Genomic DNA, 22,657 nt, shown 5'->3' on the forward strand with positions numbered 1-22,657 from the left:
TGTCTTAGGGTTACACCACGCGACAGTTTGTTGTCGGTTAGGATTTTTTTGATGCGTCGTTCGCTGATCGCCCTTTCGCTGCTGGCATCCGCCGCGATGGTCGGGACCACTTATGCCCAGACCGCTTCGCCCAGCCCCAAGCCGGCAAAGGCCAGCACTCCGACCGGCGCCGAGATTGGCAGCTTCGGGCTCGATCTTGCGGGCATGGACCCGGCGGTGAAGCCGGGCGACGATTTCGGCAAATATGCCGGCGGCACGTGGGAGGCGAAGACCGAGATCCCCGCCGACAAGTCGACCTACGGCATGTTCAACATCCTCGCCGACCGCTCGCTCGAGCAGACGCGCACGATCCTCGACCAGGCGACCAAGTCGCCGGGCAACAAGGCGGGCGATTTCTACGCCAGCTTCATGGACGAGGCCGCGGTCGATGCGAAGGGCATCGCGCCCGTTCAGCCGTGGATCGCGCAGATCAAGGCGGCAGCGACCAAGCCGGCGCTGGCGGTCGAGATCGCCAAGCTCCAGCAGGCGGGCGTCGCCGGTCTGTTCGGCCTCTATGTCGGCCAGGACGACAAGGCGCCTGAAAATTACATCGTCGCGCTCAGCCAGGGCGGGCTGGGGCTCCCGGATCGTGATTACTATCTGAAGGACGACCCCAAGCTCGCCGACACGCGCGCGAAATATCAGGCCTATCAGGCGCAGATGCTCGGCCTCGCGGGAGTCGACAATGCCGCTGCCCGCGCCGCCGCAGTGTTCGCCTTCGAGAAGACGCTCGCCGAGGCGCATTGGGACCGGGTCAAGTCGCGCGATGCCGATGCGACCTACAACAAATATAGCGCTGCCGATTTCGACGCCAAGGCGCCGGGCTTCCCGTGGGCGGCGTACATGCAGGCGAACGGCACCGCCGGCCAGCCGAGCTATCTCGTCGGCATGCCGAGCGCGCTCGCCGGTGAAGCCAAGGCGTTTGCCGACGCGCCGGTGCAGGTCGTGCAGGATTTCATGATCCTCAAGGTGCTGCGCTCCTACGCCGGTTATCTCGCCAAGCCGATCAACGACGCCAACTTCGCCTTCTACGGCACCGTGCTGAGCGGCGCGCCGCAGCAGCCGCTGCGCTGGAAGCGCGCGGTCGGAACCGTGTCGGGTGCGCTCGGCGAGGATGTCGGCCAGCAATATGTCGCGCAATATTTCCCGCCCGCGTCGAAGGCGGCGGCCGACCAGCTTGTCCAGAACATCATCGCGGCGATGGGCTCGCGGCTCGACAAGCTGACCTGGATGGCGCCGCAGACCAAGGTCAAGGCGCACGCCAAGCTCGCCGCCTTCACCCCCAAGATCGGCTATCCGACCAAGTGGCGCGATTATAGTGCGCTGACGATCAAGCGCGACGATCTCGTCGGCAACGTCGCCGCCGCCAACCGCTTCGAGTTCCAGCGCGACCTCCACAAGCTCGGCCAGCCGATCGACCGGACGGAGTGGGGCATGACGCCGATGACGGTGAACGCCTATGCCAACCCGCCGATGAACGAGATCGTCTTCCCGGCGGCGATCCTCCAGCCGCCGTTCTTCGATGCGAAGGCCGATCCGGCGGTCAATTACGGCGGCATCGGCGTGGTGATCGGGCACGAGCTCAGCCATCATTTCGACGACCAGGGCCGCAAATATGATCCGACCGGCAAGCTCGCCGACTGGTGGACCGCCGAGGACGTCAAGCGCTTCACCGCGATGACCGACCAATTGGTCAAGCAGTATGACGCCTATGAGCCGCTGCCCGGCCTGCACATCAAGGGCGGCCTGACGCTCGGCGAAAACATGGCCGATCTCGCCGGTCTCGCGCTCGCCTACGACGCCTATCATCGTTCGCTCGGCGGCAAGCCGGCGCCGGTGATCGACGGGCTGACCGGCGACCAGCGCTTCTACCTCGGCTACGCACAGGTCTGGCGGATCAAGTTCCGCGAGCCGGCGCTGCGCTCGCAGGTGATTTCGAACGAGCATTCGCCAGGGCCGTTCCGCACGATGGAAGTGCGCAACGTCGATCAGTGGTACAAGGCGTTCGACGTGAAGCCGGGCGACAAGATGTATCTTGCGCCGACGCAGCGCGTGAAGGTCTGGTAAGGCCCGCGCCGGTCGCCCCCGCGTGCGCGGCACGTCGGGGCGACCGGCACGCTTGCGCCGCGGGCGGTACGACTTGCCGCGAACCACGCCCGGTCCGCGCCGCCCCGCCGCTTAGGTCTTGACGTCGGCGCAACAGCGCCCACAGCATGACGTGATGGCAACGCTCCCCGCGCCCCCCCAAATCCCAGCCACGCGCGGTGCCGCGCTGATCGCGATCGGCTGCGGCGTCGCGGCGGCACTGCTGATCCTGGCTGTGGTCGGCAACCTGTCGGTTGCGGCCGCCTTCCTTGCCGCCGCGCTGGTGATCGTCGGCGCGCTGGCCGCGTTCCGCCGGCTGTTCCCGCCGAGCTCGGCGATCGCGCCGGAGCCCGACTGGAGCGTCGCGCACACGATTGCCGAGGCCAGTTCCGATGCGATCGCGGTGACCGATCGCGCCGGACGCCTGGTCTGCGCCAATTCGCGCTACGAGGCGCTGTGCGACGGTTTTCCGACCCCGCCGGGCCTGCCGTTCGGCGCGGCCGGGGTCGAGCGGCTCGGCAATGCCGGGCGCGCGGCGTGGCGCGACGGCAGCGCCACGGTCGACCGGCTGTCGATCAAGGGCGCCGGGCTGTCGGCGCACGTGTCGCGCGCGGGCGAAGACGACAATCTGCTCGTCTGGCGCCTCTATGCCGCGCAGGGACTCGATCTTGCGCAGACGATGGAAAATCTGATCGCGGGGGCGACCGGAGACCGGCTCGGCAGCGCCGGCATCATGGCCGCGCTGATCAACCCCGACGGCCGTATCCGCGCCGCCAACCGCGTACTGCGCGCGCGCGCGATGGGGCATGACGAAGGCGCGATCGTCGGGCGCGATTTCGCGCGCTTCCTGATCACCGACGCGCAGGGCATGGCGCGCTTCGAGCGCGAGGGGCTGACGCAGAACCCGCTGCGCGTGCTGCAGATCCCGTTCCTCGACGGTGAGGATGCGCCGATGCTGGTCGCGCTGATCGACGAGGAAGAGGGCCATGCCGCAATCGGCGAGAGCGCCAGCGCGCACATCAAGAGCCTGGTCGCGCTGATGCCGTTCGGCGTCGCGCTGATCGGTGCCGACGGTCGCTTCCTGCAGATGAACGACGCCTTTGCGCGCGCCGCGGCGGTCGATCCGACGAGCCCGCCTATCTATCCGGGCGATCTGCTGGTGCGCGAGGACAAGGGCGTGGTGGCCGACGCGATCCGCCGTTTCGCCGGCGGCGCGACGCATTCGACCGATCTCGCGGTGCGCTTGAAGGACCATCCCGACGAACCGGTCGCTTTGTCGATCGCGGGCGCGCGGGGCCTCGGCGATTCGGCTGTGCTGCTTAGTCTCAAGGACAATAGCGAGGAAACGCGGCTCAAGCGCGAGGTGGCGCAGGCGACCAAGATGCAGGCGGTCGGCCAGCTCGCCGGCGGCGTCGCGCATGATTTCAACAACATCCTGACCGCGATCATCGGGCATTGCGACCTGATGCTGATGCGCCATTCGCCCGGCGACAGCGACTATGACGACATCCAGCAGATCCGCGCCAATTCGAACCGCGCCGCCAGCCTGACGCGGCAGTTGCTCGCTTTCTCGCGCCAGCAGACGCTGCGCCCGCAGGTGCTGCAGCTCCCCGACGTCATTTCCGAAGTGTCGAACCTGCTCAAGCGGTTGCTTGGCGAGACCGTTACGCTGACCGTCAAGCACGGCCGCAACCTGTCGCCGGTGCGCGCCGATCCGGGGCAGCTCGAACAGGTCGTCGTCAACCTCGCGGTCAATGCGCGCGACGCGATGATCGCCAAGGATCCGCGCGGGGTCGGCACGCTGACGATCCAGACCTATGCCGTCACCGCGGCACAGGTGCGCAAGCTCGGGTCGGACATCCTGCCCGCGGCCGATTATGTCGTGCTCGAGGTTTCCGACACCGGCGGCGGCATCCCGCCCGACATCCTGCCCAAGATCTTCGAGCCCTTCTTCACCACCAAGGAAGTCGGCAAGGGCACCGGGCTCGGCCTGTCGACCGTCTATGGCATCGTCAAGCAGTCGGGTGGCTGGATCTTCGCCGATACGGTGAAGGCCGGCCCGCACGGCGGGGCAGGGGCGGTGTTCACGATCTACCTCCCGGTCCACACCGCCGGCGCGCTGGTCGAACCGACCCCGGCACGCGTGCTGCCGCGCGAAAAGTCGGCGGACCTGTGGGGTACCGGCACGATCCTGCTGGTCGAGGATGAGGACATGGTCCGCGCGGTCGCCGAGCGCGCGCTCACCCGGCAGGGTTACACCGTGCTCACCGCCGAGCATGGCGAGGCCGCGCTCGAGCTGCTCGCGTCGAGTGCCAAGCCCGACCTGCTGATCTCCGACGTCATGATGCCGCTGATGGACGGCCCGACGATGGTCCGCCGCGCGCGCGCGCGCTATCCTGACCTGCCGATCCTGTTCATGTCGGGCTATGCCGAAGAGACGCTGCGCAATTCGATCGATCTCGACAATGTTGCGTTTCTTGCCAAGCCCTTCTCGGTGCAGCAGCTCGCCGAAGCGGCGCGCGCGGTGCTCGGCGCGAAATGACTTGGCGGATGGCCGCGCGCAGCGCTAAAGGCGCACAATGAGCGTGCAGACTATTCTGGTCGTCGAAGACGAGCCCCTGATTGCAATGATGATCGAGGACTTTCTCGAGATACTCGGCAAGGCGTTGGCTGGCACGGCCGATACGGTAGAGGCCGCCCTCGCGATCATCGCGCGGGGCGGTGTCGACGCTGCGATCCTCGACGTCAACCTGCGCGGCGGCGAGAAGAGCTTCGCGATCGCCGACGCGTTGGCAGCAGCGGGGATTCCCTTTGTGTTCGCGACCGGCGGGTCGCAGGATATGGTCGACGAACGCTATCGCGACCGCCCGACCTTGCCCAAGCCGTTCACGATGGACGGGATCGCCAAGGCGCTCGACGCACTGGGCGCAGCAAGCCCGGCTTGATTGAGATCAGCCGAATAAACCCGGCTGGCCCGTGAACCGCGTGCAGAAGCCGTGAGTTACCCGCTCGACCTTTGATAGCGAGCGAGATCGAGCCATGAGCACCCACGACGAATCTTCCGTTTCCCGCCGCGCCGTCGTCGGCGGGGCCGCACTCGGCGTGGCGACCGCCGCGACCGGCTCGGCCTTTGCCAAGGCGCCGGAGGCGGCCGCCGGTGTCGCGCCCGCCGCCGGGCTCAAGGATCCGCGCGTAGGACCCAAGCCGCCGTTCGAGAAGCAGTCGCAGCCATGGCCCGGCCTGTCGTCGAAGATGAACCCCCGGCCCGACAATGGCGAGCAGAGCTATCGCGGCTCGGGTCGGCTGCTGGGCCGCAAGGCGCTGATCACCGGCGGCGATTCGGGCATGGGGGCCGCCGCGGCGATCGCCTATGCGCGCGAAGGCGCCGATGTCGCGATCAACTATCTGCCCGCCGAGGAAGAGGATGCGCGCGCGATCGTCGCGTTGATCCGCCAGGCCGGTCGCAAGGCGGTCGCCATCCCTGGCGACCTGCGCAGCGAAGCCTTCTGCCAGAAGCTGGTCGAGACCGCGGTCAAGGAACTCGGCGGACTCGACATCCTCGTCAGCAACGCCGCGCGCCAGCAGACGCGCGCCTCGATCCTCGACGTGTCGAGCGAGGATTTCGACGCGACGATGAAGACCAACATCTATGCGCCGTTCTGGATCATCAAGGCCGCGCTGCCGCATCTCCAGCCCGGCTCGGCGATCATCGGCACCACCTCCGAGCAGGCGACCGATCCGTCGAAGGATCTCTACGACTATGCGATGACCAAGGCCGCGACGACCAACTACGTCCGCAGCCTCGCCAAGCAGCTCGCTCCGCGCGGCATCCGCGTCAACGGCGTCGCGCCGGGGCCGATCTGGACGCCGTTGCAGGTGTCGGGTGGCGCGACGATGGAGAAGCTCGAATCGTTTGGCAGCATGACGCCGCTCGGTCGGCCAGGGCAGCCCGGCGAACTGGCCGGCATCTATGTCCTGCTCGCGGAAAATGGCGCGAGCTACACCACGGGTCACGTCTATGGCGCGGCGGGCGGCGGCGGGATGCCGTAATCGTTTCGCATCTTTTGCGAAAATCGTGCGTTCCACACTTGTTCCAGGAGAACAAACGCGATACATGCTGCCTCACGCATTGAACGTGACGGGCGTTCCGTCTAGCGGTGGAGGCTACCAATGGCGGTATCTTTGAAGGTCATCGACAGCAAAATGGCAGCATCCACGGACAAGGCCGCCGAAAAGGCCAAGGACGAACGCGCGAAGGCGCTCGAGGCAGCGCTCGCGCAGATCGATCGCGCGTTCGGCAAGGGCTCGGCGATGAAGCTCGGGTCGAAGCAGACGATGCAGGTCGAGGTGATCTCGACCGGCTCGCTCGGCCTCGACATCGCGCTCGGCGTCGGCGGCTTGCCGCGCGGTCGCGTGATCGAGATTTACGGTCCTGAATCGTCGGGCAAGACGACGCTGGCACTCCATGTCATCGCCGAGGCGCAAAAGACCGGCGGCACGGCGGCGTTCGTCGACGCCGAGCATGCGCTCGACCCGGTCTATGCCAAGAAGCTTGGCGTCAACATCGACGAGCTGATCGTCTCGCAGCCCGACACCGGCGAGCAGGCGCTCGAGATCGTCGACACGCTCGTTCGCTCGAACGCGATCGACGTGCTTGTGGTCGATTCGGTCGCTGCACTCGTGCCGCGTGCTGAAATCGAGGGCGAGATGGGCGACAGCCATGTCGGCCTGCAGGCGCGTCTTATGTCGCAGTCGCTTCGGAAACTGACCGGCTCGATCAGCCGCTCGCGCTGCATGGTGATCTTCATCAACCAGCTGCGCATGAAGATCGGCGTGATGTACGGCAATCCCGAGACGACGACCGGCGGCAACGCGCTGAAATTCTACGCTTCGGTCCGCCTCGACATCCGCCGCACCGGGCAGATCAAGGATCGCGACGAGATCATCGGCAACACGACCCGGGTGAAGGTCGTCAAGAACAAGGTCGCGCCGCCGTTCAAGCAGGTGGAGTTCGACATCATGTACGGGCAGGGCGTGTCGAAGATCGGCGAGATCCTCGATCTCGGCGTCAAGGCCGGCCTGGTCGAGAAGTCGGGCGCGTGGTTCTCCTACGACAGCGTCCGCATCGGCCAGGGCCGCGAGAATTCGAAGACGTTCCTCAAGGAGCATCCCGAAATGTCCGACCGGCTCGAAGCCTCGATCCGCGCGCGTACCGACAAGGTCGCCGAGGAAATGATGGTCGGCGGCGAGCCCGACGACGGTGACGAACCCGAAATGTGAGGTTCGCCTGCGGGCCCTGGCGGGTCGTGCAGGCACGGAGCGGGCAGGGCTCGGCCACGCTCTCGATACAGGCGGCACGATCACGCCGTCGCAAAACCGGGAAGGCCCGCCAGCAATGGCGGGCCTTTCATATGGGGATCGCGGGATGATTTGGGTCGCGATGGTGCGACTTTAGTGTGACTTTCCGCGTTGGTGGCTAAGAAAACTCGATGCTCGAGTCCGACTCGATCGAACGCGGAGTGCGCCTGTGACCCTCATCGTCCACCATCTCAACAACTCGCGCTCGCAGCGCATCCTGTGGATGCTCGAGGAACTCGCGCTCCCCTATGACATCAAGCGCTACGAGCGTGACGCCAAGACGATGCTCGCCCCGCCCGAATTGAAGCGCGTCCATCCGCTCGGCAAGTCGCCGATCCTGCAGGATACGGCAGCCGGCCACACCCTGGTCGAGACCGGCGCGATCATCGACTATCTCGTCGAATATGCCGACGGCAAGCTCGGGCCCCCCGCGCACCGCGACGACGTGCTGCGCTATCGCCAGTTCCTGCATTATGCCGAAGGGTCGATGATGCCGCCGCTGTTGCTGCTGCTCGTGCTCAACCGCATCCCGGTGATCGGCGCATCGGCGGCGAAGCGCGTCCAGCCGATGATCGACGTCCATCTCGATTATGTCGAATCAGAGCTGGCAAAACGCCCGTGGTTCGCCGGTGACGCGCTGACCGGCGCCGACATCATGATGAGCTTCCCGCTCGAGGCCGCGCGCAGCCGCGCCGGGCTCGACGCCTCGCGTCCGGCGACGATCGCCTGGCTCGACAAGATCCATGCGCGCCCGGCCTATCAGGCGGCGCTGGCGAAGGGCGGACCCTACGCCTACGCCTGACCCGATGCGGCCTGCCGCTTCCCCGGCGCACGCCGGGGACGTTGCAACAGGCTGAAAAGCTCAGCCCGCCGCATGTGGCGCGTGCGGCGGCTCGATCTCCGCCGGCATCGGCTCACCGAGCGTACCCTCCCACTTCGCCACAACCGTCGTCGCCACCGCATTGCCGACGACGTTGGTCGCCGATCGCCCCATGTCGAGGAACTGGTCGACCGGCAGGATCAGCAGCAGCCCCGCCTCGGGAATGCCGAACTGCCCCATCACCGCCGCGATCACGACCAGCGAGGCGCGCGGCACGCCGGCAATCCCCTTCGACGTGATCATCAGCACCAGCAGCATGACGATCTGCGTACCGAGCGGCAGGTCGATGCCGTAGACCCGCGCGATGAACAGCGTCGCGAAGGTCATGTACATCATCGAGCCGTCGAGGTTGAACGAGTAGCCGAGCGGCAGCACGAAGCTCGAGATCCGCCGCGGCACGCCGAAGCGGTCGAGCGCCTCGAGCGTGCGCGGATACGCCGCTTCCGACGAGGCGGTCGAGAAAGCGAGCAGGATCGGCTCGCGAATATAGCGCGCAAGGCCAAAGGCGCGCGGGCCGATGAAGAGGAATGCCGCGCCGAACAGCAGCAGCCACAGCGTCGCCAGCCCGAGATAGAAACCCCCGACGAACAGCCCGAGCGACCACAGGATGCCAAGGCCATTCACCGTGATCGTCGCGGTGATCGCCGCGAACACCGCGAGCGGCGCCACCCGCATCACGTAATCGGTGATCTGCAGCATCATCGCCGCCAGCGCCTCGGCGCCGCGCACGATCGGCGCGCCTTTCTCGCCGATCGCGGTCAGCGCGACGCCGGCGAAGACCGAGAACAAGACGATCTGGATGATCTCGTTGGTCGCCATCGCCTCGACGACCGACGACGGCACGATGTGCGTGATGAAGTTGGTGAGGTTGAACGCCTTCTCGTCGAGTCCGACCGCCGCATCGGGCGGGGGCAGCTTGAAGCCGAAGCCGGTGCCCGGCGCGACCAGGTCGATCACCGCCTCGATCCCGTGGAACAGCAACAGCCCGAGCGCGAGCGAGACGAGCGAGGCGGTGACGAACCACGCCATCGTCCGGCCGCCGACGCGGCCGAGCGCGGTGATGTCGCCCATATGCGCGATCCCGACGACGAGCGTCGAGAAGACCAACGGCGCGATGATCATCTTGATCAGCCGCAGGAAGATCGTCGTGACGATCGAGAAGCCTGCGCCGATCTCCTTCAGCCGCGCGGTCGCCTCGGGCGTGCCGTCGGCGATCTGGAAGTTGATCGCCCATCCGACGATCAGGCCGAGCACGAGCCCGATCAGGATATAGCTAGTCAGCCGTTTCGCCACGTGTCGCCCCAATTGCGTCTTTGGGGTCATCAAGGGGAGATTGCGCGCCCGGTCAAGCGCGCACCGCCGGTCGGGGCGTTGCGGGCCGCGCGCGGGACTGGCAGAGACGGGGCCGAATTGGGGAGTGCGCGCATGGCCGATCAGAACCGAACCGCGTCGACGTCAGGCCGCATGATGACGCGCCGCACGCTCGTCGGGGCGGCCGCCGCGATCCCGCTGCTGTCGGCGGCCGTCGTTCGCGCCGCCACGCCGGACCTTTCGGCCCTGCGCCCGCTGACGACCGCCACCACGCCGATCGGCCCGGCGGAGCGCCGCGCCCGGATCGAGCGCGCGCAAGCGCTGATGCGCGCTACCGGCATCGGCGCGGTGCTGATCGAATCGGGCTCGAGCCTGGTCTATTTCACCGGCGTCACCTGGCACCGCAGCGAACGCCTCACCGCGGCGATCCTGCCGGTCGAGGGCGAGCCGTGCATCGTCACGCCGTTTTTCGAGGAGCCCTCGGTCCGCCAGACGCTCGGCATCCCCGCCGAGGTCCGCGTCTGGCAGGAGGATGAGGATCCGGCCAAGCTCGTCGCGGGCTTCCTGCGCGACCGCAAGCTCGCCGGACGCCCGATCGGGATCGAGGAGACGGTGCGCTATTTCGCGGTCGACGGCCTCGCGCATGCGCTGCCGGGCACGACGATCGTCAGCGCCAATCCGGTCGTGCGCGGCGTGCGGATGCGCAAGACCGCGGCCGAGATCGCGCTGATGCAGGCCGCCACCGACGTGACGATCGCGGCGTATCGCTGGACCTGGCCGCGCGTCGAAAAGGGCATGAAGCCCGCCGACATCGCCGCTTTGATGAACGCCGCGACGGTGCAGCTCGGCGGCGACCCCGAATTCGCGCTCGTCCTGATCGGCCCCGCCGCCGCCTTCCCGCATGGCAGCCGCGATCCGCAGATCGTCGCCGACGGGCAGGTCGTGCTGATGGATTGCGGCTGCACCGTGCAAGGCTATCAATCCGACGTCTCGCGCACCTTCGTCTACGGCGCGGCGAGCAAGGAACAGCGCACGGTGTGGGACCAGGTCCGCACCGGCCAGGCGAAAGGCTTCGCCGCGGCGCAGCTCGGCACGCCGGCGGGCGCAGTCGACGATGCGGTCCGCGCCTATTACACCTCGCTCGGCTACGGCCCGCGCTATGCGCTCCCCGGTCTGTCGCACCGCACTGGCCACGGCATCGGGCTCGACGGTCACGAGCCGGTCAACCTCGTCCACGGCGAGACGACCAGGCTCGCCGAGGGGATGTGCTTCTCCGACGAACCCGGCCTCTATCTGCCGGGCAAGTTCGGCGTCCGGCTCGAGGATTGCTTCCATATGACCGCGGCCGGCCCAAAATGGTTCAGCGTCCCGCCGACCTCGCTCGAAGCGCCGCTCGGGTGACGCGGCGCCTTTTCTCACCCGCGACCTCCACTCTTCCCGGCACCGGCTAAACTTGACACGCAGGCTGCTTGGCTGTTTCTTGCTGCGATCGAGGCAGAGCTGAGTTTCCACTGAACGCCAACATGTTGGGGGATGTATGGACCGTCGATCGCTCTTGGCTTTCCCCGTCGCAACCCTGGTCGGCGCTGTCGCGGCCAGAGCGGCGCCCGGCCAAACCTCTGTGCCGCCGCCGTCCGGACCGGGCGCGCGTCCCGGGCTCCCCGTCGCTGCCGTTGAGGCCGGCGGCGATCGCGAAGGGCGTCGGCGCCAGATCGGCGTGAGCGCGACGACCTACAAGGTCATGACCAGCGACACGAAGGGCGACCTCTTCGTGATCGAGCAAGCCAATCAGCGCCGCGGCGGGCCGCCGCTCCATGTGCATCACGGCGAGGACGAGCTTTTCTACGTACTCGAGGGCGAATATCTCGTTCAGGTCGGCGACAAGCGCGTAACGCTCAAGACGGGCGATTGCATTCTGGGCCCACGCGGCATCCCGCACGCTTGGGCGTTCGTCGGCGCGACCACCGGGCGTATGCTGCTGAGCTATGCGCCCGCGGGAAAGATGGAGGCGTTTTTCAACGCGTGGGAGCAACTCGGCTTCAGCCCCGGCGGCTATTCCAAGGAAAAGGACGCGGCCTTGCTGCGCTCTTATGGAATGGATCGGATCGGGCCGCCGCTTCAGCTTTGAACCCGAGCGACGCCGCAGGATCGCCGCCGATGCGCGCGCTTGAGCTAAGCCGCGCGCTCGCCTAAGCCACCGCGCATGACCCAGCCTTCGCCCTCGACGCCCGTCTCGACCAACGACATCCGTCGCAGCTTCCTCGACTATTTCGCTGCCCACGGCCACGCCAAGGTCGCCTCAGCGCCGCTGGTGCCGCAGAACGATCCGACGCTGATGTTCGTCAATGCCGGGATGGTTCCGTTCAAGAACGTCTTCACCGGGCTCGAATCGCGCGCTTATGTCACCGCCACCTCGTCGCAGAAGTGCGTGCGCGCCGGCGGCAAGCATAACGATCTCGACAATGTCGGCTACACCGCCCGCCACCATACCTTCTTCGAGATGCTCGGCAATTTCTCGTTCGGCGATTATTTCAAGGAGCGCGCGATCACGCTCGCCTGGAATTTGCTGACCAAGGAATGGGGGATCGACCCCAACCGGCTGACCGTCACCGTCTATCACACCGACGACGAGGCGTTCGACCTGTGGCGCAAGATCGCCGGGCTCCCCGAAGAGCGCATCATCCGCATCGCGACCAACGACAATTTCTGGTCGATGGGCGATACCGGGCCATGCGGTCCGTGCTCGGAGATCTTCTTTGACCATGGCGATCACATCCCCGGCGGCCCTCCGGGCAGCCCCGACGAGGATGGCGACCGCTTCGTCGAGATCTGGAACCTCGTCTTCATGCAGTTCGAGCAATCGGCCGACGGCACGCGCACCGCGCTGCCCAAGCCGTCGATCGACACCGGCATGGGGCTCGAGCGCGTCGCGGCGGTGCTGCAGGGCGTTCACGACAATTATGACACCGACACCTTCAAGGCGCTGATCGGCGCGTCGGTCGCGCAGTCCGGCGCGGCGTTGACGCCCGATACGCAAGCGAGCCACCGCGTCATCGCCGATCACCTGCGCTCGTCGGGCTTCCTCGTCGCCGATGGCGTGCTGCCGTCGAACGAGGGCCGCGGCTATGTGCTGCGCCGGATCATGCGGCGCGCGATGCGCCATGCGCATCTGCTCGGCGCGAAGGAGCCGTTGATGCACCGGCTCGTGCCCGCGCTCGTCGCGGAGATGGGCGCGGCCTATCCCGAGCTCGTCCGCGCGCAGGCGTCGATCGAATCGACGCTGCTGCAGGAAGAAACGCAGTTCCGCCGCACGCTCGTCAACGGCCTGCGCCTGCTCGACGAAGCGACCGCGAGCATGGCGCCGGGCGCGACGCTGCCCGGCGAGACCGCGTTCAAGCTCTACGACACGTTCGGCTTCCCCTACGATCTGACCGAGGACGCTCTCCGCGCCCAGGGCTTCGGCATCGATCGTGCCGGCTTCGACACCGCGATGGCCGAGCAGAAGCGCGCCGCGCGGGCCGCCTGGAAAGGCTCGGGCCAGCGCGCCTCCGACGACGTCTGGTTCGACATCGCCGAGGCGACCGGCAGCACCGAATTCATCGGCTACACCGCCGAGGAAGGCGAGGGGCAGGTCGTCGCGATCGTCAAGGACGGCGCGCGCGTCGAGCGCGCCGGTGCGGGCGAAAGCGTCGAGATCCTGTTCAACCAGACGCCGTTCTACGCCGAGAGCGGTGGGCAGGTCGGCGACACCGGCACGCTCACCGCGCCGGGTGTGCTCGGCCAGGTCGAGGATACGCGGAAATATCTCGGCCGCCTGTTCGCGCACGCCACCACGATCGCCGAGGGCGAGATCGCGGTCGGCGACGCGCTCCACCTGACCATTGACCGCGCGCGCCGCGACCGCATCCGCGCCAACCACAGCGCAACGCATCTGTTGCACGAGGCACTGCGCCAGCGGCTCGGCCTCCACGTCGCGCAGAAGGGCAGCCTCGTCGCGCCCGAACGGCTGCGCTTCGATTTCTCGCAGCCCAGCGCGATCGATCCGGCGGCGCTCGCCTTGGTCGAGGCAGACGTGAACCATCACATCCGCGGCAACTCGCCCGTCGCGACGCGGCTGATGACGCCCGACGAAGCGATCGAGGAAGGCGCGATGGCGCTGTTCGGCGAAAAGTATGGCGATGAAGTGCGCGTCGTCTCGATGGGGACCGCCAAGGAAGACGGGGTCGACAAAACCTATTCGCTCGAGCTGTGCGGCGGCACGCACGTCCGCGCGCTCGGCGATATCGGCCTGTTCGCGGTGATCGGCGAGGGTGCGGTGTCCTCGGGCATTCGCCGTGTCGAGGCGCTCACCGGCGAAGCGGCGCGCGCCTATTTCACCGGCCGCGACGAGAAACTCCGCGAAGCCGCGACCGCGCTGAAATCCTCGCCCGACGAAGTGCCGGCGCGTGTCGCCGCACTGGTCGAAGACCGTCGTCGCCTCGAGCGCGAACTCGCCGAAGCCAAGAAGGCGCTCGCGCTCGGCGGCGGGGCAGGGGCGGCGCCTGCTGGTCCCGAGACGATCGGCAACGTCGCCTTCCTCGGCCAGGTGGTCGAGGGGCTCGACCCCAAGGGCCTGCGCGGCACGGTCGATGAAATGAAGCAGCGGCTCGGTTCGGGCATCGCGATGATCGTCGCGGTCAACGACGGCCGCGCCTCGGTAGCGGTCGGCGTCACCGCCGATCTGGTCGCCACACGCAGCGCGGTCGATCTGCTCAAGATCGCGGTCGCCACGCTCGGCGGGCAGGGCGGCGGCGGTCGCCCCGACATGGCGCAGGGCGGCGGGCCCGACGGTGCCAAGGGCGGCGAAGCGGTCGACGCGGTCAAGGCAGCGCTGGCGGCGGCGTAACGCCGGCCGCCAACCGCCCGCCGCGGGTCAGTCGAGCGTGGTCTGCACGCTCGCCAGCAACGCTGCGGGGACCTGGTCGGCCCGCGCATCGACCGTCTCGGTCCCGTTCGGCCCGTTCCGCGCGAGCCGGTAATAGAGATTGGCATCGACCGCGACCCGCGCGGCGAACAGCTGGTCGAGCGCGGCCTGGTCGGCACTGGACAAGGCCGACCAGGCCAGACGGCCCCGCTGATGCACATGGCTGCCCGGTCCGCCCGGGCCGACCACGCCGCCAAATGCTTCGATGCTAATCTCGCTCATCGCGACCGCCTTGGTTGGCAAGGCCACCGACTGCCCGGAACTACAGGCCGACAGCAGTCCAAGCGTTGTGAACAGCAGTATGGACCGAAGGATCATTGGGGAACAAGCTCGTCGAGAGGGTGCGGGTACGCTGGGCGAACTGCGCCATCGTCATCTTGGGGACGGGCGGCGCCTTGGTCAGTGCCTTGTACCAGACCTTGCCGGCCTTCTCCCACGATTTCCCGCCGATCGCCATCGCCGCCTTGTAGAAAGCGAGGTTGGGCGGTCCGCTCGAATAATGCGGATCGAGATTGCCGAGTCCGGGATAATAATGGTCGGGCTGCGGTGCCATCGCGTGCGCATTCTTGGGCGCGGCCATGTCACGTAGGCAGGTATAGCCTTTCTGCTTGGACAGCGGCCCCATGATATCGGCGCCGATCTTCCAGTCGGCCTGGGTCACGTCCTGCTGCTTTTCCCACTGGCGGAACATCGAGCCGAACACATCCGACATGCTCTCGTTGAGCCCGCCCGATTCGCCCGAATAGCTGAGCCCCAGGCTATGCTCGGTCACGCCATGGGTCAGTTCGTGCGCGATCACGTCGTCGCCGAGCGTGAAGTCGAGAAAGACCTGCCCGTCGCCGTCGCCATAGGTCATCTGCGCGCCGTTCCAGAAGGCGTTGTTATATTTCACGCCGTAATGGACCGACGAGACCAGGCTCATGTGGTGGTTGTCGATCGAGTCGCGCTTGAACGCCTCCCAATAGAATTTGGCGACGCCTTCGGATTCGACATAGGCGCGCTTGACCGATCCATCGGGCGAACTGCCGGGCATGGCGATCTGGACGCCGGGCAGCGTGGTCGTGTGATGGCAATCGAACACATAGCCAGCGGGCAGGGCGTGCCGCGGCGGACGCGGGTTCGGGCTTGGGGCCAGTGGCAGCTGGAGCGCGGTCAGCGTGAGCGCGGCATTCTGCGTCCGCAGCGCGCGGAGCTGCGCGCTGATCGCGGCGCTATGGTGCAATGCCTGGCGTGTTTCGTCCGGGATTTCGGGATCGGCCGCAAAGCGCAGCAAGACGTCGTCCGGAATGATGGTGCAGCCGCATGTCATGGTCTTCTCCCCTGTGCGATGAAGTGCGCGACGCGCTTACTCGCGCAGGGGAGCCGGCCGGAGACTGAGCCCGCTGCGGTCCGGCACTGGCGGCTAGCCCACGCTAGCGGCTGGACGGGGTGCGGGCGTGTCGGCACTGGCACCGGTGGCGCCGCGCTTCATCGCATTGCGGACCATCGCCGTCAAAGCAAATCGTTACGAAGCCGGTCCAATTCGACGCGAAGATGGCGGCATTTCGGAGCATCGCGCGCAACGGCGCTTCTGCCGTCGGTGCCGCCCCGCCGGTCAGGCCTGGCTGGCCTCGGCTCGGCCAACGCCGCGCACGCGCTTGAGGCGCGGCAGCACTTCCATGTCGGCAGCGGCCTTGATCTCCTGGCGCAGTTCGTCGCGCTTCTGGTGGATCGAGGCGATCACCGGGCCGACCGCGACGCCGAGATCGGTCAGCACCGCCTCGGCCAGTTGCAGCGAGCTTTCGAGCGTCTCGGGCACCGCGTCGCTCGCCCCGGCCTTGTAGAGCAAGGCGGCATGCGCGGTGTCGCGTGCGCGCGCGATGATCGTCAGATCGGGGACCCAGCCGCGCACCCGCCGCGTCATCGAGACGCTGAGCACGGGATCGTTCATCGTCAGGATCAGCGCGCGCGCACGTCCGAGATTGAGCCGGTCGACCAGTTCGGGGCGCACCACGTCGCCGAAGATCACCGGATAGCCTTCCGCCCGGCCCAGCGTCACCGCATCGATGTCGGCCTCGACAGCGACATAGGGCTGGTTGTGCACCGCCAGCATGTCGCAGACCATGCGGCCGACGCGGCCGAAGCCGATCACCACGGTCCCCGGGCCCTCGGCCGAAATCTCCGCCTCGGGCAGTGCCGCGCCTTGCCGCTCGATCCGCTTGGCGGCGCGCCTGCCGAGCATCGCCAGCAGCGGCGTGATCGTCAGCCCGATCGCGGTCACCGTCTGCCAGAAGCTGGCGAGGCCGGGCGCCAGCAGCTGCGCCTGGCCGGCGGCGCCGAGCACGATCAGCGTCGTCTCGGACGGGCTGCCCATCAGCACGCTGGTCTCGGCGGCGACCCCGCCCCGAATCCCGGCGAGCCGGAGCAAGCCGAACGTGACGACGACCTTGATCGCCACCACCGCCGCAATCCCGAGCAGATAGCTGCCCCAATCGGCCAGGATCGCGCCGAGATCCACGCTCATCCCGACGGTGATCAGGAACACGCCGAGCGCAAGCCCCTTGAACGGCGCGGTCATCACCTCGACTTCGCTGTGATAGTCGGTCTCGGCGATCAGCAGCCCGGCGATCAGCGCCCCGACGATCGGCGACAGCCCCGCCGCGGTGGTGGCCAGACTCGCAGCGATGACGACGAGCAACGAGGCGGCGAGGAACAGCTCGGGGCTCTTGGTCCGCGCCGCCTGCGCGAACAGCCTGGGCAGCAGCAAGCGCCCGCCGACGAACAGGATCGCGATCGTCATCACCGCCAGCCCGCCGACCTTGGCAAAGCCGAGCCAGCCGGCCGCCGCCGCCATCGGCCCGAGCGCGCCGAGCACGAAGATGATCGGCACCAAAGCGAGATCCTCGAACAGCAGCATCGCGAACGCCGTCCGCCCGACCGGGCTCGCGGTCCCGGCGATCGGCAGCACCAGCGCGGTGGAGGACAAAGCGAGTGCGATGCCGAGCGCCATCGACCCGGTCCACGCCAGCCCCATCAGCAGATGCAGCCCGGTGCCGAGGATCAGCCCGGAGACGATCAGCTGCGCGGCGCCCGTGCCGAACACCAATTGCCGCATCGACCAGAGCCGCTTGAACGACAGCTCGAGCCCGATCGAGAAGAGCAACAGCACGATGCCGAAGTCGGCAAACGGCTCGATCGCGTGCGGATCCGAGATCGTGATGTGGTACAGCCAGGGGACATCCTTGACGAGCGCGCCAAGCCCGGACGGCCCGACCAGCAGTCCGACCAGGATGAAACCGATCACAGGGCTTATCTTGGCGCGCGCAAATGCCGGAATGACCAACCCCGCGGCGCCGAGGATAACGAGCGCGTCGCTGAAACCGGAAGAGAGAAGGGGAGCTGCCATGCACCCGTTAGACCAGCTTGCGGCCGGTTTGTCAGCTTATGCCTGACACAGATGTGCTGATTGTCGGGGGTGAACCGGCCGATGGCATCATCCGGCTGTTGGTTACGGGCCGCTGAGTGCGGCCGGTTGTGTTCTGAAGGCAGCGCGATTTACTGCGCGATCGTCTTCGTCGGGCCGTCCAATATCCAACGACCGTGCGGAGCAAGAGCTCGGAGTTGCAAGCAGGACGCTTGCAACCCCGGGCTCCTGATCTCGTAGAAAGCCGGATCAGCCGGTGATCTCGCCCATCTTGGCTTCGAGGTTGACGCGGACCTGCTCGAAGAACTGCTCGGTCGTCATCCACGGCTGCTCCGGGCCGATCAGCAGCGCGAGATCCTTGGTCATGTGACCGTCCTCGACCGTCTGGATGCAGACCTGCTCGAGCGTCTCGGCGAACTTGGTCACCTCGGGCGTACCGTCGAACTTGCCGCGATACTTGAGGCCACCGGTCCACGCGAAGATCGACGCGATCGGGTTGGTCGACGTCGCCTTGCCCTGCTCGTGCTGGCGGAAGTGGCGCGTGACGGTGCCGTGTGCGGCCTCCGCCTCGACCGTCTTGCCGTCGGGCGTGAGCAGCACCGAGGTCATCAGGCCGAGCGAGCCGAAGCCCTGTGCGACCTGGTCCGACTGCACGTCGCCGTCATAGTTCTTGCACGCCCAGACGAACTCGCCGTGCCACTTGAGCGCGGATGCGACCATGTCGTCGATCAGGCGGTGCTCGTAGGAGATGCCCGCTTCCTTGAACTTGTCCTTGAACTCGGTCTCGAAGACCTCGGCGAACAGGTCCTTGAAGCGGCCGTCGTAATATTTGAGGATCGTGTTCTTGGTCGAGAGGTAAACCGGCCACTTCAGGTTGAGGCCGTAATGCATCGAGGCGCGTGCGAAGTCGCGGATCGAGTCATCGAGGTTGTACATCGCCTGCGCCACGCCCGACGACGGGAATTGGAACACTTCGCGGTCGATGACCTTGCCGTCGTCGCCCTCGAACACGAGCCGCAGCTTGCCGGGGCCGGGGACGAGGAAATCGGTCGCGCGATACTGGTCGCCGAACGCGTGACGGCCGACGACGATCGGGTGCGTCCAGCCCGGGATCAGGCGGGGGACGTTCTTGATCACGATCGGCTCGCGGAAGATCGTGCCGCCGAGGATGTTGCGGATCGTGCCGTTGGGCGACTTCCACATCTTCTTGAGGCCGAATTCCTCGACGCGCTGCTCGTCGGGGGTGATGGTCGCGCACTTCACGCCGACGCCGTACTTCTGGATCGCCTTGGCGCTGTCGACGGTGATCTTGTCGTCGGTATTGTCGCGGCTCATCATGCCGAGGTCGTAATATTCGAGATCGATGTCGAGATAGGGGAGGATCAGGCGTTCGCGGATCCACTGCCAGATGATCCGCGTCATCTCGTCGCCATCGATTTCCACGACGGGCGTCTTTACCTTGATCTTGGCCATTTCCGCTCTTTCCTGAAGGGAGGTTTGGGGAGCGTCTAGGAGCAAGCCGCGCGGTGATCAACCCGGTTGGCCGCTGCGGCCCGCGCGCGCCACCCCGCCCGATGGTGCGTCGGGACGGGTTGCCGATTGTCGCAGCGCGAGGGCTGGGGTAGGGATTGGCGCATGATCCCAACCGACAAGCCCGCCGTCCCCGCCGAAGCCGTCAAATGGCGCGTTCCCGATCTGCATCCCGAAGGCCGCAAATATGTCGCGATCGCCGCGGCGATCGTCCTGCTGGCCTGGGTGTTCGTGCCGATCCTGACCTGGCCGCTGATCGGGGTGACCTTGTGGGTCGCCTTGTTCTTCCGCGATCCGGTCCGCGTCACGCCGGTTGGCGAAGGGCTGGTCATTTCCCCCGCCGACGGTCTCGTCTCGATGATCCAGCGCGTTCCCGTCCCCCGTGAGCTGGCCGGGCCGAACGGGCTGGGCGACGCGCCGCTGATCCGCGTGTCGGTGTTCATGTCGGTGTTCGATGTCCACATCAACCGCACGCCGATCGCCGGCACGGTCAAGCAGGTCGTCTATATTTCGGGCAAGTTCGTGAATGCCGAGCTCGACAAGGCGAGCGAGGATAATGAGCGCCAGCATCTCGTGGTCGAGGGGCGCGACGGACGCCGGATCGGCTTCACGCAGATCGCCGGCTTGCTCGCGCGGCGCATCGTGCCGTTCGTCAAGCCGGGCGACATGGTCGCCGCCGGGCAGCGGATCGGGCTGATTCGCTTCGGCAGCCGGCTCGACGTGTTCCTGCCCGACGATTGCGCCTGCCAGGTCGTCCTCGGCCAGCGCAGCGTCGCCGGCGAGACGATTCTCGGGCGCGTCGGTGGCACCGTGACGAGCGGGATCGCGCAGTGATTGCGCGTGTGTATGTGCCCGTTATCGCGCGCTGCCGACCGTCCGTACGCGCTGGGCTTCGACAGGCTCAGCCCGAACGGGCTGGGGATTCGTTCGCCAGCGTCGGGACCATTTCGGCCCGGGCGAGCATCGCCGCATGAGGCCAGCGTCGCGGCGGATGCCGACCCGTGGATTGCCGCTGCGCGCGGTCGCGCCCAACGCCGTCACGGCGCTCGCGCTGTGTTCGGGGCTGACCGGGATCCGCTTCGCGATCTCGGGCCAGTGGGAAACCGCGGTACTGATGGTGATGATCGCCAGCGTGCTCGACGGGATCGACGGCCGGATCGCGCGGATGGTGCGCGGCGAGAGCCGTTTCGGCGCCGAACTCGATTCGCTGTCGGATGCGATCTCGTTCGGCGTGTCGCCGGCATTGATCCTATATCTCTGGTCGCTCAAGGATGTGCCGCGCTTCGGCTGGCTCGTCGCCCTGGTGTTCGCGGTGTTCTGTGCGCTGCGCCTCGCGCGCTTCAACGCCGGGATCGACGTGGCCGAGCAGCCGCATAAATCGGCGGGCTTCCTCACCGGTGCGCCGTCGCCGGTCGGGGCCGGGCTGGCGATGCTGCCGCTCTATCTGTCCTTCTGGACCGGACTCGACATCTGGCGTTCGCCGATGATCGTCGGCCCGTGGGTCGCGCTGATGGCGGTGCTGATGGTCTCGAGCGTCGCGACCTTCAGCTGGTCGTCGCTCAAGCTGCGCAACAACATTCGCTTCGAGGCGATCGCGGTGGTCGTCCTGCTCGGCGCCGCGCTAATCTCCGCGCCATGGCACACGCTGACCTTCCTGTGCGTGGCCTATCTGGCATCGGTGCCGTTCAGCATCATCGCCTATGCCCGGGTCAAGCGGCTGCGCGCAGCTTCGGCCGGGCCACTGCCGACACCGTCCGCACCCGCGCCCGAAGACGCGGTTCGCTGACCGTCCATGCGGCACGCGCCGTGCTCGGATCGACACCAGTGCGCAACAGCGCGACGATCCGCGGCATGGCCGGCGCCAGCGTGAGCCAAAATACCGCGATGCTTGCCGCAAACGCGCTAGCGAAAACCAGGAACCCGACAACAGCCATTGTTCAACTCCGTCCCTCACGTTGGAGAGTCACAATGGTGCAACTTCTCCGCGGCGCCCCGGTTCCCCGTTCCGCTCACGAGCATGGTATGTTCCGTTTCCGTTCCACCTGTCAAGCGCTGTTCCGGCTTGATTGTTGGGGCGGGCTCGGCTAACGGGGCCGCGTTCACACCGCATGGGAAGCACATATTGCCGGTGTCCGTCCGGGGTTTCACCCTGGATCAACGGATTACTCGCTTCCCAGAGGCACAACCGGAAAGGAACTATCTTATGGCGGCACCAGTCGTCTCCATGCAGCAATTGCTCGAAACGGGCGCGCACTTCGGCCACCAGACGCATCGCTGGAACCCGAAGATGAAGCCCTACATCTTTGGCGACCGCAACGGCGTCCACATCCTCGATCTGTCGCAGACCGTTCCGCTCTTCGCGCGTGCGCTCGAGTTCGTCTCGGCGTCGACCGCCGCTGGCGGCAAGGTCCTGTTCGTCGGCACCAAGCGCCAGGCGCAGGAGCCCGTCGCGGACGCAGCACGTCGCTCGGGCCAGCATTTCGTCAACCATCGCTGGTTGGGCGGCATGCTCACCAACTGGAAGACCATCTCGGGTTCGATCAAGCGCCTCAAGACGCTCGAAGAGCAGCTCTCGGGCGACACGCACGGCCTCACCAAGAAGGAAGTCCTTCAGCTGACGCGCGAGCGCGACAAGCTCGAGCTCAGCCTCGGCGGCATCCGCGACATGGGCGGCATTCCCGACGTGATGTTCGTGATCGACGCGAACAAGGAAGAGCTGGCGATCAAGGAAGCCAACACGCTCGGCATCCCCGTCGTCGCGATCCTCGATTCGAACGTCTCGCCCGACGGCATCGCGTTCCCGGTTCCGGCGAACGATGACGCCAGCCGTGCGATCCGCCTGTATTGCGAAGCGATCGCGATCGCCGCGACGCGCGGTGGCAACGAGCAGATGGCCCGCAAGCAGGACATCGGTTCGATGGAAGCGCCGCCCGCTGAGGAAGCGCTGACCGTGGCACCGGAGGCAGCACCTGCCGCCGAGATCACCCCGGCATCGGACGCTGCGCTGCAGGCCGAAATGGTTGCGGAAGCCGAGCGCCAGATCGACGCGTAAGCGTTAGCTTCGACTCGCCCTTTCACCGTTCGTGCT

Annotated in this window: 17 protein-coding genes; 12 read left to right on the forward strand and 5 right to left on the reverse strand. The window is 67.0% G+C overall.

The window, feature by feature from the left end; translation table 11 throughout:
* Window positions 1–51 precede the first annotated feature (51 nt).
* The 6 genes from U1872_RS02255 (at window position 52) to U1872_RS02280 (ending at window position 8,284) form a co-directional block, all read left to right on the forward strand.
* Window positions 52–2,106: a M13 family metallopeptidase gene (locus tag U1872_RS02255; RefSeq protein WP_332791240.1), complete on the forward strand. Its 2,055-nt coding sequence runs from the start codon at window positions 52–54 to the stop codon at window positions 2,104–2,106.
* A 154-nt stretch (window positions 2,107–2,260) separates the two neighbouring features.
* Window positions 2,261–4,666 carry a hybrid sensor histidine kinase/response regulator gene (locus U1872_RS02260; protein WP_332791241.1) on the forward strand — a complete coding sequence of 802 codons (2,406 nt, stop codon included), beginning with the start codon at window positions 2,261–2,263 and terminating at the stop codon, window positions 4,664–4,666.
* A gap of 37 nt (window positions 4,667–4,703) precedes the next feature.
* Window positions 4,704–5,069 (forward strand): response regulator, encoded by a 366-nt coding sequence (locus U1872_RS02265; protein WP_332791242.1) that lies wholly within the window; start codon window positions 4,704–4,706, stop codon window positions 5,067–5,069.
* A 94-nt stretch (window positions 5,070–5,163) separates the two neighbouring features.
* Window positions 5,164–6,174: an SDR family oxidoreductase gene (locus U1872_RS02270; RefSeq protein ID WP_332791243.1), complete on the forward strand. Its 1,011-nt coding sequence runs from the start codon at window positions 5,164–5,166 to the stop codon at window positions 6,172–6,174.
* A gap of 120 nt (window positions 6,175–6,294) precedes the next feature.
* Window positions 6,295–7,404: a recombinase RecA gene (gene recA, locus U1872_RS02275; RefSeq protein ID WP_029625358.1), complete on the forward strand. Its 1,110-nt coding sequence runs from the start codon at window positions 6,295–6,297 to the stop codon at window positions 7,402–7,404.
* Between the two features lie 247 nt (window positions 7,405–7,651).
* Window positions 7,652–8,284 (forward strand): glutathione S-transferase family protein, encoded by a 633-nt coding sequence (locus tag U1872_RS02280; protein WP_332791244.1) that lies wholly within the window; start codon window positions 7,652–7,654, stop codon window positions 8,282–8,284.
* A gap of 60 nt (window positions 8,285–8,344) precedes the next feature.
* Here the strand turns inward: U1872_RS02280 and U1872_RS02285 are convergent, their stop codons facing one another.
* A complete protein-coding gene (locus tag U1872_RS02285; protein ID WP_332791245.1) occupies window positions 8,345–9,655 on the reverse strand; it encodes a dicarboxylate/amino acid:cation symporter in 1,311 nt (436 codons plus the stop codon).
* Window positions 9,656–9,829: 174 nt separating this feature from the next.
* Between U1872_RS02285 and U1872_RS02290 the strand changes: the two genes are divergently transcribed.
* The 3 genes from U1872_RS02290 to alaS all read left to right on the forward strand — a co-directional run bounded on the left by U1872_RS02290 (window position 9,830) and on the right by alaS (window position 14,558).
* Window positions 9,830–11,074 (forward strand): M24 family metallopeptidase, encoded by a 1,245-nt coding sequence (locus U1872_RS02290; protein ID WP_443025328.1) that lies wholly within the window; start codon window positions 9,830–9,832, stop codon window positions 11,072–11,074.
* 316 nt (window positions 11,075–11,390) lie between these two features.
* On the forward strand, window positions 11,391–11,801 hold the full coding sequence (locus U1872_RS02295; RefSeq protein WP_332791247.1) for a cupin domain-containing protein: 411 nt from the start codon (window positions 11,391–11,393) through the stop codon (window positions 11,799–11,801).
* Window positions 11,802–11,876: 75 nt separating this feature from the next.
* Window positions 11,877–14,558 carry an alanine--tRNA ligase gene (alaS, locus tag U1872_RS02300; protein ID WP_332791248.1) on the forward strand — a complete coding sequence of 894 codons (2,682 nt, stop codon included), beginning with the start codon at window positions 11,877–11,879 and terminating at the stop codon, window positions 14,556–14,558.
* A 27-nt stretch (window positions 14,559–14,585) separates the two neighbouring features.
* Here alaS and U1872_RS02305 read toward each other — a convergent pair whose 3' ends face one another.
* The 4 genes from U1872_RS02305 to U1872_RS02320 all read right to left on the reverse strand — a co-directional run bounded on the left by U1872_RS02305 (window position 14,586) and on the right by U1872_RS02320 (window position 19,512).
* On the reverse strand, window positions 14,586–14,858 hold the full coding sequence (locus U1872_RS02305; protein WP_332791249.1) for a hypothetical protein: 273 nt from the start codon (window positions 14,856–14,858) through the stop codon (window positions 14,586–14,588).
* 40 nt (window positions 14,859–14,898) lie between these two features.
* On the reverse strand, window positions 14,899–15,945 hold the full coding sequence (locus tag U1872_RS02310; protein WP_332791250.1) for a M4 family metallopeptidase: 1,047 nt from the start codon (window positions 15,943–15,945) through the stop codon (window positions 14,899–14,901).
* Between the two features lie 285 nt (window positions 15,946–16,230).
* A complete protein-coding gene (locus tag U1872_RS02315) occupies window positions 16,231–18,021 on the reverse strand; it encodes a cation:proton antiporter domain-containing protein (RefSeq protein ID WP_332791251.1) in 1,791 nt (596 codons plus the stop codon).
* 267 nt (window positions 18,022–18,288) lie between these two features.
* Window positions 18,289–19,512 (reverse strand): NADP-dependent isocitrate dehydrogenase, encoded by a 1,224-nt coding sequence (locus U1872_RS02320; RefSeq protein WP_133188514.1) that lies wholly within the window; start codon window positions 19,510–19,512, stop codon window positions 18,289–18,291.
* Between the two features lie 162 nt (window positions 19,513–19,674).
* Here U1872_RS02320 and U1872_RS02325 point away from each other — a divergent pair, with 162 nt between their 5' ends.
* The 3 genes from U1872_RS02325 (at window position 19,675) to rpsB (ending at window position 22,621) form a co-directional block, all read left to right on the forward strand.
* Complete coding sequence (locus U1872_RS02325; RefSeq protein ID WP_332791252.1) at window positions 19,675–20,403, forward strand: phosphatidylserine decarboxylase; 729 nt, start codon at window positions 19,675–19,677, stop codon at window positions 20,401–20,403.
* A gap of 136 nt (window positions 20,404–20,539) precedes the next feature.
* On the forward strand, window positions 20,540–21,355 hold the full coding sequence (locus tag U1872_RS02330) for a CDP-alcohol phosphatidyltransferase family protein (protein WP_332791253.1): 816 nt from the start codon (window positions 20,540–20,542) through the stop codon (window positions 21,353–21,355).
* A 417-nt stretch (window positions 21,356–21,772) separates the two neighbouring features.
* The gene (gene rpsB, locus U1872_RS02335) at window positions 21,773–22,621 is read left to right on the forward strand and encodes a 30S ribosomal protein S2 (RefSeq protein ID WP_332791254.1); all 849 of its coding nucleotides are present in this window, start codon (window positions 21,773–21,775) and stop codon (window positions 22,619–22,621) included.
* The last annotated feature ends 36 nt before the right edge of the window (window positions 22,622–22,657 follow it).

The organism is Parasphingomonas frigoris (assembly GCF_036663815.1).
Lineage (GTDB): Bacteria > Pseudomonadota > Alphaproteobacteria > Sphingomonadales > Sphingomonadaceae > Sphingomonas.

Bases quoted from the DNA above. Each gene is read 5' to 3' on its own strand.
- U1872_RS02255 (WP_332791240.1), top strand. From the start codon at position 52: ATGCGTCGTTCGCTGATCGCCCTTTCGCTGCTGGCATCCGCCGCGATG.
- U1872_RS02260 (WP_332791241.1), top strand. From the start codon at position 2,261: ATGGCAACGCTCCCCGCGCCCCCCCAAATCCCAGCCACGCGCGGTGCC.
- U1872_RS02265 (WP_332791242.1), top strand. From the start codon at position 4,704: ATGAGCGTGCAGACTATTCTGGTCGTCGAAGACGAGCCCCTGATTGCA.
- U1872_RS02270 (WP_332791243.1), top strand. From the start codon at position 5,164: ATGAGCACCCACGACGAATCTTCCGTTTCCCGCCGCGCCGTCGTCGGC.
- recA (WP_029625358.1), top strand. From the start codon at position 6,295: ATGGCGGTATCTTTGAAGGTCATCGACAGCAAAATGGCAGCATCCACG.
- U1872_RS02290 (WP_443025328.1), top strand. From the start codon at position 9,830: ATGACGCGCCGCACGCTCGTCGGGGCGGCCGCCGCGATCCCGCTGCTG.
- alaS (WP_332791248.1), top strand. From the start codon at position 11,877: ATGACCCAGCCTTCGCCCTCGACGCCCGTCTCGACCAACGACATCCGT.
- U1872_RS02305 (WP_332791249.1), bottom strand. From the start codon at position 14,858: ATGAGCGAGATTAGCATCGAAGCATTTGGCGGCGTGGTCGGCCCGGGC.
- U1872_RS02310 (WP_332791250.1), bottom strand. From the start codon at position 15,945: ATGACATGCGGCTGCACCATCATTCCGGACGACGTCTTGCTGCGCTTT.
- U1872_RS02315 (WP_332791251.1), bottom strand. From the start codon at position 18,021: ATGGCAGCTCCCCTTCTCTCTTCCGGTTTCAGCGACGCGCTCGTTATC.
- U1872_RS02320 (WP_133188514.1), bottom strand. From the start codon at position 19,512: ATGGCCAAGATCAAGGTAAAGACGCCCGTCGTGGAAATCGATGGCGAC.
- U1872_RS02325 (WP_332791252.1), top strand. From the start codon at position 19,675: ATGATCCCAACCGACAAGCCCGCCGTCCCCGCCGAAGCCGTCAAATGG.
- U1872_RS02330 (WP_332791253.1), top strand. From the start codon at position 20,540: ATGAGGCCAGCGTCGCGGCGGATGCCGACCCGTGGATTGCCGCTGCGC.
- rpsB (WP_332791254.1), top strand. From the start codon at position 21,773: ATGGCGGCACCAGTCGTCTCCATGCAGCAATTGCTCGAAACGGGCGCG.